Raw genomic sequence first — 14,325 nt, 5'->3', positions numbered from 1 at the left:
CCTCCCCGTCACGGACGTGGTCACACGTCCCGGGCGACCGGCAGCGTGGGGAAGCGTTCGAACAGCGCGAAGGTTTCGACGTACGGCATGTTCGCGGTGGTGAACGTGTCGAGTTGACACGGCTCGCCGTCTCCGCCCGGGTCCTCCCCGGGCGGATCCCTCGGGCCGGTCTCAGCCGCGGCGCCGGGCTGCCGTCAGCGCGTCCTTGACCTCCCGCACCACCCGGGCCGCGTCCTCGGCGCTGTTCACCACGTCGGTGTGGTTCATGTCGATCACGAGGACCTCGCTGGCCGAGTAGTGCCCGTGGACCCAGTCGTCGTAGCCGGACCACAGCGTCCGGTAGTACGCGACGAGGCTCTCGTCCTGCTCGAAATCGCGGCCCCGCAGTCCGATGCGGTGCAGCACCGTCTCGAAGTCCGCCTTGAGGTAGACCATGAGATCGGGGGCCTTGCGGTACGGCAGGCCGTCGATCTCGCGCATCATCTCGCTCAGCAGCCCCTCGTACACCCGCATCTCGAGTGAGCTGATCCGTCCCAGGTCGTGGTTGACCTTGGCGAAGTACCAGTCCTCGTAGATGGAACGGTCCAGGACGTTGTCGCCCTGCTTGTACGCCTCCTTGATCGAGGCGAACCGGGTCTGCAGGAAGTAGAGCTGGAGGAGGAAGGGGTAGCGCTTGGCCTGGATCTCCTCGGGGCTCGCCGTGTAGAAGAGCGGGAGGATCGGGTTGTCTTCCACACTTTCGTAGAAGACTTCGCTGCCGAGCTCCTTGGCGAGCAGCTCGGCCACGCTCGTCTTGCCGATCCCGATCATGCCTCCGACGCAGATCACCGGCATACCTCGCTTCTCCCTGGGGGTCTTCTGACTACGGGTGGGTGGGCTGCACACCCCACACCATGGAGACGCGCCCGACAGCCACCCGATTCCCCAAGATCATCCAGATCAGCGTCCTCCGGTCCCGTCCGGACCGAGATCCTGACGCACGCCGCGCTCCTCGGCGACCGGCCGGACGAACCGTGCCGCAGGTGCCGTGTACCGCGGCGAGCCATCGCTCCGCGGCCGGGTTGAAGCATAAATCACGCGCGCCCCCCGCAGGCCCGGGCGTCGGCCGCGAGCGGCCGGCGACGACCTCGGCGGGCAGCGGAGGAGCACGTGCCCCGGCGGGCAGCGGGGGATCAGGTGCGCCGGGACACCGGGCAGGGGGCGTACGTCCGGCCGTCGGGACCACCGCGAGCCGTCTCTTCGGGATCTTGTCGGCCGAGTCCGTACGGTCCGGCGCCGCGTGTCGCAGGGCGGAGTCGGCCGAGCACTGGACGTACTCGGCCGACCGCGGGCGGGCGCCACAGGGCACCGCGGGCCCGCTACGGGTACGGGTACGCGACCGGGGCACGCGGCGGGGCGGCGGATCGACCGCCCGCGACCTCGGCAGCGCCGATTTCGAGACACAGCCCGGGCGCGTCCCCACGACCCGGACGGCCGTGCGCGGACGGCCCGGGTCCGGGCATCTGCCGCCACAGGCCCGGACATTGATGCCCCATCAGAAATGATCATGCCTGGGAATGGCCGGCAGAGCGTCCGTTCGGCTGGACGTGTACATGACGGTTGATTCCGGGCCGCGGACGGGCCTTGACGGTGTGTGGGTGTTGTGCGAATCTCTCGACAGGTCTGGACCAATTGTCTTCACATCGGGCGGAGGTCGGAGCTTCCGGACGCCTCGGCGACCCCGGGGTGTCCGGCAGTCCTGACCGCTCGCGGCCGTCGGCCGGCCCCCGGGGGTGGGCCGGACTCCACGGTGGCCGAAACCGTCTCCGCATCCACGTGCCGCAGACCGCGGTCGGCGCCCGAAGCCCGACGCGCGGCAGCCCGCGCCCCCTGCCGCGTCCGCACGTCCACCGTGCCGCTCCTCCCTCCGCTCCGACGTCCTAAGTGAGCCGCAGATGTCCGAAGTCCTCCCCCTACCCGACCGCACCCCGGCCTCGCCGGCCCAGCAGGGCGTCTGGCTGACCGAGCGGCTGGGACTGGCCCGCGAGGCGTTCCACATGCCGGTGCGGATCTCCTTCGACCGGGTCGACACGGCGGCACTGGCCCGCGCGGTGGTCGCCGTGACCAGGCGTCATCCGGCCCTGGCCGCCCGGTTGGTGGAGCGTGAAGGCCAGGTCTGGCAGGAACCTGCGGCACTGCGGCCCGAACTGGTCCGGCTCGAAGCACCCCTGGACGAGGCCGACGTGGAGAAGCGGCTGGAGGAAGAGGCCGCCCGTCCGTTCGCCCTGGAGACCGGCCCGCTCAGCCGCTTCACCCTGCTCCGGCGGGCCGACGGCAGCGCCGAGCTGCTGGTCACCGCCCACCACGCGGTCTTCGACGGCAACTCCAAGGACGTCCTGACCCGGGACCTCGCGGCCGCGTACCGCTCGGCGCCCCTGGCCGCGACCACGGCACGGTCAGCACCGGCCACACCGCTCGCACCGACCACACCGCTCGCACCGGCCGCGGATCCGGCCACCGTACGGAGGGCCGCCGAGTGGTACGGGCCGCGGTGGGCCGCCGCGACCGAGCCGGTACTGCCGGGCGCGCCCCGCACCCCGATCGTCGCCGGGGCCGGTGAGGCGGTCGAGTGGCGCCTCGACGGCTCCGGGGCGGCCGGGCTGGCCGCGGCAGCCGTGCTCACCGGCACCACCGTGTTCGAGTTCCTGCTCACGGCCCTGCACGGGTTGCTGCGCCGCTACGGCGGCGAAGCGGTACCGGTGTCCGTCCCGTTCTCCACCCGGACGCCCGAACTCCGCCGGGAAATAGGACTGTTCGTCAACGAGCTGCCCGTCCACGCCCCCGCGGCCGACGCGTCGCGGACCTTCGCCGCCTTCGCCGCCGCCGTCCGGGCCGAGCTGCGGGCCGGTTACCCGTACCGCAGCGTGCCCTTCGGCACCGTCGTCGCCGGACTGGGCCCCCGCGTCGGCCTGACCGCGGTCTCGCTCGGCTACCGCCGGCGCGGCCCGGCCCCGGACTTCGCCGACACCGGCGCCCGGATCGCCTGGGCCGTGCACAACCGTACGGCCCGCAACACCCTCCACCTCCAGGTCGTCGAAGCCCCCGACGCCCCCGGCACCCCGGGAGGCGGCATCGACTTCAGCCTCCAGTACGACCCGGCCGTCCTCGCCCCGGACACCGCGCGCCGGATCGCCGGCCACTACCGCACCCTCCTCGCCGGCGCGACGGCCGCGCCCGGCACCCGGCTGGTGGACCTGCCCCTGCTGGACGCCGCCGAACTCCGGGCCGTCACCACCGCGCCGAACGCCACAGCCAGGCCCTACCCGGCCGACCGGACCGTGCTCGACCTGTTCCGAGCCCAGGCCGCCGCCACCCCCGAGGCCGTCGCGGTCAGCGCGGCCGGCCGCCACCTGCGGTACCGCGAACTGCTGGCCCGCGTCGACGAGTTGGCCGAGGCACTGCGCGCCGGCGGTGTCCGGCCCGGCGACCTGGTCGCCCTCCACCTGGACCGCACCGCCGACCTGCCCGCCGCGCTGCTCGCCGTCCTCGCCACCGGCGCGGCGTACCTGCCGCTGGACCCCGGCTATCCGGCCGACCGCCTCGCCCTAGTCCTGCGCGACTCCGGAGCCGTACTGGTCCTCGCCGACCGCGAGCCCTCGCCGGCGGTCGCCGCCGCCGCACCCGCGGTCCTGCGGCTGCCGACGCCGTCGTCGCAGGCCCCGGCCGAGGCCGCGCCCGGCGCCGCCCCCGGTCCGGACGACGCGGCGTACGTCCTCTACACCTCCGGCTCCACGGGCCGCCCCAAGGGCGTCACGGTCGGCCACCGGGCGCTGGTCAATCTGCTCACCTCCTTCGCCGACCGGCTCGACTCCGGTCCCCGGCACGCCTGGCTCGGCCTGACCTCGCTCTCGTTCGACATCTCGGCACTGGAGCTCTACCTGCCGCTGATCACCGGCGGCCGCCTGGTCCTGGCCCCGGACGGCCTCGCCGTCGACGGCCCCGGGCTGCTCGCACTGATCAGCGCCGAGAGCGTCACCCACGTCCAGGCGACGCCGTCCGGATGGCGGGTGATGCTCACGGCGGGGACCGGCACCGCCGCGCTCGTCGGCGTGACCGGCCTGGCCGGCGGCGAGGCACTGCCGCTGCCGCTCGCCCGCGAACTGCGCGCGCGCACCGCCCGGCTGTTCAATGTGTACGGGCCCACCGAGACCACCATCTGGTCCACCTGCGCCGAACTCCCCGCCGAGCCCGCGCAGGTCACCATCGGCCGCCCGATAGCCAACACCCGGGCCTACGTCGTCGACGAACAGCTGAGCCCCACCCCGCTCGGCATCCCCGGAGAGCTGCTGATCGGCGGGGACGGCGTCGCCCACGGCTACCTGGGCCGGCCCGAACTCACCGCCGAACGCTTCGTACCGGACCCGTTCGGCCCGCCCGGCTCCCGGCTCTACCGCACCGGGGACCGCGCTGTCCGGACGGCCGACGGCGAACTCGAATTCCTCGGCCGGATCGACGACCAGGTCAAGATCCGCGGGCATCGGATCGAACTCGGTGAGATCGAGTCCGCCCTGCTGGAGCATCCGGTCGTCGCCCAGGCCGCCGTTGCCGTCCGTACCGGGGAGGACGGTGAGCCGTTCCTGGCCGGCTACCTGGTCCCGGCCGCCGGCGCCCGCCCGCCCGGCCCCGCCGACCTGCGCGAGCACCTGATGCGCACGCTGCCGGCCGCGATGGTGCCGCAGCGCTGGCAGACCGTGGAGCGCCTGCCCCTCACCCCCAACGGCAAGTTGGACCGGCGGGCCCTGCCGGTCCCGCCCCCCGATGCTCCGGCCCCTCAGGTCGCCGACGACGGGGACGAGACGACCAGGACGATCCGCCGGATCTGGGCCGAGGTGCTGCACCTGCCCGACGTCGGCCCCGACGACGACCTGTTCGACCTCGGCGGGCATTCACTCACGGTCATTCAGATCGCTGCCCGGATCCGCGACGCGCTCGGCGTGGAACTGGACTTCGACATCTTCTTCGACGTACCGACCCCGGCCGGCATCGGCGCCGCCGTCCGCGAGCGCCAGTAGCCCCTGCGCCCGGTACGGCACCCCCGGCACGCCGCCCGGCGCAGGCCGCCCGGTCCGCGCCCGGTCCGCGCCCGGCCCCGACGCGTCCGCATCTCCGACCTCTCCCGCCGAACGCCCGAACAGGAACCCGATGACGGATACCCAGGACCTGCCCACCGGCTGGTCCGCAGCCAAGCGCGCCCTGCTCAGCCAGCGGTTGCGCGGCGCCGCGGCCCCCGCGCGGGTGGTGGACCCCCGCCCGGCGGACACCGCACCGCCCCTCTCCAGCGGCCAGGAACGGCTCTGGTTCATGGACCAGCTCGCTCCCGGCTCCACGGCCTACACGCTGGCGCCGGCCCGCCGGCTCCGCGGCCCCCTCGACCGCGCCGCGCTGGATGCCGCGCTGACCGACCTGGTGACCCGCCACGAGAGCCTGCGGATGACCTTCCGTACCACCGAGACCGGCACCGCCGAGGTCCGGGTCGCCGAGCCCGCGCCGTTCGCCGCCCAGCACCTGGACGCCGGTGCGGACCCGGATCCGCGGGCGCGCGCCGCCGCCGAACTCGGCGCGCTCATCGCCGTGCCCTTCGACCTGGAGGCGGGCCCGCTCCTTCGCGCCCTGGTGGTCCGGATCGCCGAGGACGATCACGTCCTCGCCCTGGTGATGCACCACATCGTCTGCGACGGCTGGTCGATCGATCTCCTCAACCGCGAGCTCGACCTCCGCTACGCCCATCACGCTCACGGTGCCCCGGGGGAACTCCCGCCTCTGGCCGTGCAGTTCGGAGACTACGCGGCCTGGCAGCGAGACCGTCTGGAGAACGGTCGGCTCGCCGCCTCGCGAGAGCACTGGCGCATCGAACTCGACGGCGTACCAGCCCTGGAACTGCCCTCCGACCGCCCCCGCCCACCGCTGTTCACCTTCGACGGGGCCGCGACCGAGTTCCACTGGAGCGCCGAGCTCTCCCGTCAGGTCGGCGAGGCGGCGCGGGCCTACGGCGCCTCCACGTACATGGTGCTGATGGCCGCGTTCCAGGCCCTGCTGAGCCGGCACACCGGCCAGCGCGACTTCGCCGTGGGCTCCGCCGTCGCGGGGCGTCTCCACCACGAACTCGAAGGCGTGGTCGGCGCGTTCGTCAACATGCTGCCGATCCGCGCCCGGCTCTCCGCCGACCTCGGCTTCGGCCAGCTGATCAGCCGGGTCCGCGAGACCACGCTCGACGCGTACGCGCACCAGGAGGTGCCGTTCGAGCAGATGGTCAGCGATCTCGCGGTGGAGCGCGACGTCAGCCGCGCCGCCGTGTTCCAGGCCACCTTCGCCTTCCAGAACTACGGCGACCCTGCCTCCTCCGCCCCCGCCGCCGCGGGCCTGGACGCCGAGGGGTTCGGCTACGAAGCCACCACCACCCACGCCGACCTCGCCCTCTACATGCGCGAGGAGCCGGACGGCGGCCTCTACGGTCTGCTCACCTACCGCACCGACCTCTTCGACGCCGACACCGTCGAGCGCCTCGCCGAGCGGTTCCGGCTGCTGACCGAGGCCGGCGTCGCCGACCCCGCACTGGCGGTCGACCGGCTCCCGCTGCTCAGCGCGGCCGAACGGACGGCCGTACTGGGCACCTGGGCCGCCGGTCCCGCGCTGCCGGACGGGGGTCCCGCCACGCTCACCCGGGCACTGGCCCTGACGGCGGCCCGGACGCCCGGGGCGCCGGCCCTGGTCCTCCGGGACCGCACGCTGACGTACGGCGACCTCGACCGGCGCGCCGACGCGATGGCCCGGCGCCTGCGGTCGCTCGGCGTGGGCGCGGACGACCGGGTGGCCGTCTGCCTGGAACAGTCCGCCGAGCTGGCGGTCGCCCTGGTCGCCGTCCTCAAGGCCGGCGGCGGCTACCTGCCGCTCGACCCCGAGCAGCCCCCCGCCCGGCTCGCCCACCTGGTCGCGGATGCCGGAGCCAAGGTCCTGATCACCGACACCGTGCTGCGGGCCCGCTTCGGCGACCACCCGGCGGCCGACCTGCTGACCGGCGACGAAGCAGACGAGGACGACGGTGACGCGACGGAGCGGGACGGGGCGCCGCTGGAGGAGGTCTCCGGCCCGGACGACCTGGCGTACGTGATCTACACCTCGGGTTCCACCGGCACGCCCAAGGGCGTCGCGGTGCAGCACCGGCAGGTCCTCAACTACCTCGCGGGCGCTCGCGAGCGGTTGCGGATCGAACCCGGGGCCTCCTTCGGGCTGCTGCAGTCGCTCTCCTTCGACTTCAGCATCACCATGCTCTACCTGGCGCTCACGACCGGCGGCCGGGTGCACCTGCTGCCGCGCCGCATCGCGGGCGTGGAACTGGCCGCGGAGATCGAGCGGGCCGGCATCGACTACCTGAAGATGACGCCCTCCCACCTGGCCGCGCTGACCGCCGACGCGCCGGTCGAGCAGCTGCTGCCGCGCCGCGCGCTCGTCCTCGGCGGCGAGGCCAGCAGCTGGTCCTGGGCGGCGGGCATCGCCGCGCTGGGCCGGTGCGCGGTGTTCAACCACTACGGGCCGACCGAGGCGACGGTGGGGATCACCGTCCACGAGGTCACCGCCGACGGCGTGGACGCGCCGGGCAGCACCCCGATCGGCAGTCCGCTGGCCGGCGGACGCTGCTACGTGCTGGACGAGGCCCGCAACCCCGTTCCCCCCGGCGTCACCGGCGAACTGTACGTGGGCGGGGACCGGCTGGCCCGCGGTTACCTCGGGCGGCCGGACCTGACCGCCGAGCGGTTCCTGCCCGACCCGTACGCCGCACCGGCCGGCGCGGACCCGCCCCGCGACCCGTACGCCCACTCGCCCGGCGGTCCGCGGATGTACCGCACCGGCGACCTGGCGCGCTGGCGCGCCGACGGAGCCCTGGAGTACCTCGGCCGCGGCGACGACCAGATCAAGGTCCGCGGCTACCGGGTCGAGCCCGGCGAGATCGAGGCCGCCCTGACCGCCCTGCCCGGCATCACCCAGGCGGTGGTCCTGGCCCGCGGCGAGGGCGTCAGGCAGAACCTCGTCGCCTACCTGGAACGCCCCGCCGGCGGCGAACCGCCGGCGGCCGCCGAACTGCGCGCCGCCCTGGGCGAGGTCCTGCCGGACTACATGGTCCCGGCCCGCTACGTGGTACTGGAGCGGATGCCGCTGCTCGCCCACGGCAAGGTCGACCGCAAGGCGCTGCCCGCGCCGGCGGACGGCCCGCCCGCCGGCGCCCACGTCGATCCGGAGGACGGGACCGAGCAGGTGATCGCCGCCATGTGGGCGGACCTGCTGGACCTCCCCCGGGTCGGCGCGCTGGACGACTTCTTCGAGCTCGGCGGCCACTCCCTGCTCGCCACCCAGGTGGTCGCCCGGATGCGCCGGGCCTTCCCCGACCTGGCCACCCCGGTCGCCGTGATGGACCTCTTCAGGCATCCGACGGTCCGTCGGCTCGCCGCACTGGTGGCCACTCCCGAGGCCGACCGCGGCCCGCGCCGGCTGTTGCACCTGCTCACGCCCGAGCGCCGCGCGGTGGCCGCCAGCGTGGTCTGCGCCCCCTACGGCGGCGGCAGCGCACTGATCTACAAGCCGCTCGCCGACGCCCTGCCGGCGGACTGGGCCCTGCACTCCATCGCCGTCCCCGGCCACGAGCTGGGCGAGGAGGCGATGGACATCGACGAGGTCGCCTGGCTGTGCGCCGAGGAGATCGTCGCGCACGTCGCGGGACCGCTGGTGCTCTACGGGCACTGCGGGGTCGGTGTACGGCTGACCGTGGAGATCGCCCGCCGGGTGGAGGCGGCCGGCCGGGAGATCGACGCCGTGCACCTCGGGGGCATCTTCCCGTTCGCCCGTCCGAAGGGCCGCGGCGCCGCGCTGGCGGAGCGCTTCGCCGAGCTGTCCGCCCGCCTGCGCAGCGACCAGGGCATGATCAACGCCCTGGCCGCGGCGGGCCTGGACGTGGACGAGGTCGACGAGGACCAGCTGCGGCTGATCGTGCACAACCGCCGGGTCGGGACGAAGGGCGCCGAGCGCTACTTCGGCGAGCTGTACGAGAGCGAGGGCGGCGCCATCAGGGCGCCGGTGATCGCCGTCTGCGGCGACCGCGATCCGGCGACCGAGTTCTACGAGGAGCGGTTCCGCGAGTGGCACCGGATCACCGGGACCGCCGCCGTGGTGGTCCTGGACGAGGCCGGGCACTTCTACCTCAAGTACCGCGCCGCGGAGTTGGCGGACATCCTGACCGGGGTGCACCGCTCGATCGCCGCGGGCGAGGAGGCCCGCCACGAACGCACCGCCGATGCCACCTGGTGGCTGGCCGGCCTTTCCCGCGACGCCGCCGGGTCGGACCAGGACTCCGCGCCGGACCCCGGTCAGGACCCCGGTCCGGACCCCGGTCCGGACCCCGGCAAGCCGGAGGAGTCGGAGCGGGCCGGGACGCCGGGGAAGCCCCGGAAGGGCCGCCGGCGCGGACCCGTCCGCCCGACGATGGGCCGCTTCCTGGCCATCGCCACCGGGCAGCAGCTCTCGATGATCGGCTCGGCCCTCACCGAGTTCGCCCTGCCGATCTGGGTCTACCTGCAGACCGGCTCGCTGTTCCAGCTCGGCCTGCTCGCCGCCTTCGGCCTGGTCCCCGGCATCGTGGTCGCCCCGCTGGCCGGCGCCATCGTCGACCGCGGCGACCGCCGCCGGGTGATGCTGTGGGGGGACGTCGCCGCAGGGCTGACCCAGGCGGCACTGCTGGCGCTCTACCTCAGCGGCTCGCTGGAAACCTGGCACTGCTACGTGATGATCTCCGTGCTCTCGGCCGCGCTCGCCTTCCAGCGCGTCGCCTGGGGCTCTGCGGTGCCGCAGCTGGTGCCCAAGCGCTTCCTCGGCCGCGCCAACGGTGTGGTCCAGATGGCGTTCGGGCTCGCCCAGTTCCTCGTTCCGCTGATCGCGGTCGGCATCCTGCACGTGATCGGCCTCGGCGGCATCCTGGTCTTCGACGTCGTCAGCTACCTGATCGCCACCGGCGTCACCCTGGCGGTGCGCTTCCCCGACGCGATGGCCGCCACGCGCCGCGAGAGCGTCGCCGCCGAGATCCGGGCCGGCTTCCAGCGGGCGCTGGGCAGCCGCCACTTCCGGGCCATGCTGTTCTGGTTCGCGGTGCTGAACATCTTCCTCTCCCCGCTGTTCCTGCTCGTCACCCCGCTGGTGCTCTCCTTCTCCTCTACCGCGGCGGCCGGCTGGGTCTCCACCGCGGCCGGTCTGGGCGCCGTACTCGGCGGCCTCACGCTGCTGGTCTGGGGAGGCCCGCGCCGGATGCGGCTGCGCGGCGTCCTGCTCGCCACCCTCGGCCTCGCCGCCGCCTGCATCGTCACCGGCCTGCGGCCCTCGGTGACCGTGGTCGCCGTGGGCGCGTTCGGCATGACGTACGGGCTGGCGCTGCTCAACGGCATCTACGCGACGGTCGTCCAGACCAAGGTGCCGATGCGCTTCCACGGCCGGGTGATCGCGGTGAACACCATGGTCGCCTGGTCCACCCTGCCGATCGGCTTCGCCCTGGTCGCCCCGGCCGGCCCCGAGCTGCTCCAGCCCCTGATGGACGAGGGCGGCGCGCTGGCCTCCAGCGTCGGCGCACTGATCGGCACCGGCGACGGGCGCGGGATCGGCCTGCTCTACCTGGTGTTCGGCCTCGCCATGGCCGCACTGGTCCTGATCAGCCTCTGCATTCCCGTCCTGGCCCGCTTCGACCGGGACGTCCCGGACGCCGAGTCCGACGACCTGATCGGCCTGGAGACCCTGCAGGCCCGCGCGAAAAGCGAGATGAGCACATGACCTCCCCTGCCTCGATCGCCCGCCATCCGCTGACCGACGAGCAGCGCCGCCTCTGGTTCCTCCAGCAACTGAGGCCCCAGGACACCGGGTTCAACATGTACCTGAACCGTCGCTGGAGCGGCCCGATCGACCCGCGGGCACTGGGCGCGGCGCTCACCCGGCTCACCGCACGCCACCGGGTGCTGCGTACGCGGTTCGCCCTGGAGGGCGAACAGCCCGTCCAACTCGTGGAGCCCGTACGGGACGTCGAGCTCGTCCTGATCCCGGTACCGGACGCCGCGGAGGAGTCCTTCACCGCGGCCTGCGCCCCCTTCGTCAACGCCCCCTTCGACCTGGGCGAGCGCCCGCCGCTGCGGGCCGTCCTGGTCAGCGCCGGCGAGGACGAGCACGCCCTGAGCGTCGTGGTCCACCACATCGTCTCCGACGGCTGGTCGTTCACCGTGCTCTGGCGCGAACTGCTCGCGCTGTACCGCGAGGAAATCGGCGAGGGTACGGCCGAACTGCCGGATCTCAAGCTTCAGTTCGGTGAGTACGCGCTGGCCGAGCGGGCCAGGCTGGACGGCGGCGCGGCCGAGGAGGCGGTCCGGTACTGGACCGGGCGGCTGGCCGGCGTCACCGCCCTGCGGATGCCGCTGGACCACCCCAGGCCCGCCGAGCCCGCCCACCCGGCCGGCTTCGCCGACCTCGCCCTCGGCCCCGAGCTCGTCGCCGGACTCGACGCCTTGGCCCGCGAGCAGCGCTGCACCCCGTTCATGGTGCTGCTCGCCGCCTACCAGAGCGTGCTGGCCCGCTGGAGCGGCAGCTACGACTTCGCCGTCGGCACCCCGCTGGCCGGCCGCAACGAGACCGCCCACGAGGCGCTGCTCGGCTACTTCTCCCGTACCGGGGTGATCCGTGCGGACCTCACCGGCGAGCCCGACTTCCGCACCGTGCTGCGCCGGGTGCGCTCCGCCACGATGGCCGCGCTGAGCCATCAGGACGTGCCGGTCGAGCGGGTGGCCGCCGCGCTGGAGCTTCCGGTACTGCCCGGCGTCGGCCCGCTCTACCAGGCGGTGTTCGTCCACCAGAGCCAGTACGATCTGGCCGGCTCGGACGAGCGGACCACGCTGCCCGCCGGTGTCCGGACCGCGAGCATGGACTCCGGTTTCGACCGGGCCAAGACCGATCTGCTGCTGGACAGCTGGCGTACCCCGGACGGCGGGATGACGCTCTCGTTCTGCTTCGACCGGGAGCTCTTCGAGCGCGCCACGGTCGAGGCCCTGGCGCGCCGGGTCCGCGACCTGCTCGCCCGGGCCGTCGTGGACGTGGAGGTCCCGCTGCACGGTGACTGGCTGCCGGCGGGCGAGGAGCGCGCCGCGCTGCTCGCGCTGGGCGCCGGCCCCTCCGTCCCCGAGGACGCCGGGCCGATCCTGCGCGGCTTCGTCGAGCAGGTCGCCGCCCGTCCCGACGCGCCCGCTGTCGAGTGCGGGGGCAGCATCCGCACCTACGCCGAACTCGACCGCGCGTCGGACGAGCTGGCCCGCCGGCTGGGCCCGGTGGCCGGCCGTGCGGTGGGTGTCCGGATCGAGCCGTCCTTCGGACTCGTCACCGCCCTGCTGGCGATCTGGAAGGCGGGCGCCGGCTACCTGCCGCTCGACCCCGCGCACCCGGCCGAGCGCCAGCGGCTGATGCTCCGCGAGGCGGACGCCGTCCTGCTGCTCACCGGCGGCGAGCATCCGGACCTGGGGGTCCCGGCGCTGTCCGTCGGCGATGCGGACACCGGGACCGGGCGGGCCGGGGCCATCGGCGCCGGGAGCCCGTCGCCCGCGGGGGCCGCGCTGCCCGGGACCGACCCGCACGGACTCGCGTACGTCCTCTACACCTCGGGCTCCACCGGCGTCCCCAAGGGCGTCGCCGTCGAGCACGCCGCGCTGGCCGAGCGCGTCCGGTGGATGGCCGGACCGGAGGGCTACGCGCTCCGGCCGGGCGACCGGATCGTCCAGTTCGCCTCCATCGGCTTCGACACCCACGCCGAGGAGATCTGGCCCGCCCTCACCGCCGGCGCCTGCGTCGTCCTGCTGCCCGGCGGCGGCCGGATGCTGCCGGACCTGCTGCACTCCGAGGCCGGCCGGTCCGTCACCGTACTCGACCTGCCGACCGCGTACTGGCAGGAACTGGTGTCGCTCGGAGACCGGACGCCGTGGCCGCCGGCGCTGCGCCTGGTGGTCCTCGGCGGTTCCGAAGCGCGCGCCGCCACCCTGGCCCAGTGGCGGGAGCGGCACGGCGACACCGTCCGGCTGGTCAACACCTACGGCCCGACCGAGGCCACCGTCATCGTCACCGCGGGCGATCTCGCCGGCGGCCCCGGCGGACCCGCCCGCAGGGGGCCCGCCACCGAGCGGCGCCCGCCGCTCGGCCGTCCGCTGCCGGGGGTGCGGCTCTACGTCCTGGACGAGCGCGGCAGCCTGTTGCCCGCCGGTTCCGAGGGCGAGCTGTACATCGGCGGCAGCGGCCTCGCACGCGGTTACCTGGTCCGGCCCGGGCTGACGGCGGAGGCCTTCCTCCCGGATCCGTTCGCCGACGCCCCGGACGGCCGGATGTACCGCACCGGGGACCGCGCCCGGTGGCGCCCGGACGGACAGCTGGAGTTCCGCGGCCGCGCCGACGACCAGGTGAAGATCCGCGGATACCGGATCGATCCCGCCGAGGTCGAGGCCGCCCTCACCGCCCACCCCGCTGTCGGCCGGGCGGCCGTGCAGGTCCGCGACGGCCGCCGGCTGATCGCCTACGCCGTCCTGCGACCGGCCGACGGACAGCGGTCCGCCGCCGCGCCGCAGGCGGGCGAACTGCGCGAGCACCTGGCGCTGCACCTGCCGGCCTTCATGGTGCCGGACGCCGTCGTGCTGCTCGACACCCTCCCGCTCACCGCGAACGGCAAGCTCGACACCGGGGCCCTGCCCGACCCGGACCCGGCGGGCGCCGCCGCCGGGTACCTGGCGCCCCGTACCGATGCCGAGGCGCTGGTGGTCGGCCTCTGGCAGGAGGTGCTCGGCGTACCGAGGGTCGGTGTACTGGACGACTTCCTCGCCCTCGGCGGGGACTCGCTCCTGGTCACCAGGGTCGCCGCCCGCATCCGGGCCGGCGTCGGCCTCGACGTGTCGATCCGCGACGTCTTCGAGAGCCCCACCCCGGCGGCCCTGGCGGCCCGGATCGAGGCACTGCTGATCGCGGAGATCGACGCCCTCAGCGAGGAGCAGACCGCCGACCGGCTGGACTGACTCCGCGTACGGATCCCGGGACGGGCCTCGTCACCGCCGGCGGAGTCCGGGCAGCCGCGCTCGGCTCCGCCGGCGCGGCGGACTCCCCCGATCCGACGATCCCTCAGAAGACCGGCGACGCGGACGGGTTGACGCCTGACGCCGTACGCCGACCGCCCACCTCGTCTCACCTCACCTCGTCTCACCTCGTGTCACCTCACCTCACCGGAGAACGCCATCGCCACCA

At 74.3% G+C, this 14,325-nt stretch carries 4 protein-coding genes; 3 read left to right on the top strand and 1 reads right to left on the bottom strand.

Going from position 1 to position 14,325, the window contains the following annotated elements:
- Positions 1–171 precede the first annotated feature (171 nt).
- Complete coding sequence (locus tag ACFWW8_RS22890; protein WP_386530793.1) at positions 172–834, bottom strand: deoxynucleoside kinase; 663 nt, start codon at positions 832–834, stop codon at positions 172–174.
- Between the two features lie 1,100 nt (positions 835–1,934).
- Between ACFWW8_RS22890 and ACFWW8_RS22885 the strand changes: the two genes are divergently transcribed.
- From ACFWW8_RS22885 to ACFWW8_RS22875, 3 genes are all read left to right on the top strand, one after another.
- On the top strand, positions 1,935–5,051 hold the full coding sequence (locus tag ACFWW8_RS22885; RefSeq protein ID WP_386530792.1) for an amino acid adenylation domain-containing protein: 3,117 nt from the start codon (positions 1,935–1,937) through the stop codon (positions 5,049–5,051).
- A gap of 130 nt (positions 5,052–5,181) precedes the next feature.
- Positions 5,182–10,842 carry an amino acid adenylation domain-containing protein gene (locus tag ACFWW8_RS22880; protein WP_386530791.1) on the top strand — a complete coding sequence of 1,887 codons (5,661 nt, stop codon included), beginning with the start codon at positions 5,182–5,184 and terminating at the stop codon, positions 10,840–10,842.
- Positions 10,839–14,099 carry an amino acid adenylation domain-containing protein gene (locus ACFWW8_RS22875; RefSeq protein ID WP_386530790.1) on the top strand — a complete coding sequence of 1,087 codons (3,261 nt, stop codon included), beginning with the start codon at positions 10,839–10,841 and terminating at the stop codon, positions 14,097–14,099. The genes ACFWW8_RS22880 and ACFWW8_RS22875 overlap by 4 nt, the downstream gene beginning before the upstream one ends.
- Positions 14,100–14,325 lie beyond the last annotated feature (226 nt).

Source organism: Streptomyces sp. NPDC058701, from assembly GCF_042715295.1.
Taxonomy (GTDB): domain Bacteria; phylum Actinomycetota; class Actinomycetes; order Streptomycetales; family Streptomycetaceae; genus Streptomyces.
Note: the sequence above shows the minus strand (reverse complement) of the source record. Positions and strands in the feature narration are given on the sequence as shown.

Bases quoted from the DNA above. Each gene is read 5' to 3' on its own strand.
- ACFWW8_RS22890 (WP_386530793.1), bottom strand. From the start codon at position 834: ATGCCGGTGATCTGCGTCGGAGGCATGATCGGGATCGGCAAGACGAGC.
- ACFWW8_RS22885 (WP_386530792.1), top strand. From the start codon at position 1,935: ATGTCCGAAGTCCTCCCCCTACCCGACCGCACCCCGGCCTCGCCGGCC.
- ACFWW8_RS22880 (WP_386530791.1), top strand. From the start codon at position 5,182: ATGACGGATACCCAGGACCTGCCCACCGGCTGGTCCGCAGCCAAGCGC.
- ACFWW8_RS22875 (WP_386530790.1), top strand. From the start codon at position 10,839: ATGACCTCCCCTGCCTCGATCGCCCGCCATCCGCTGACCGACGAGCAG.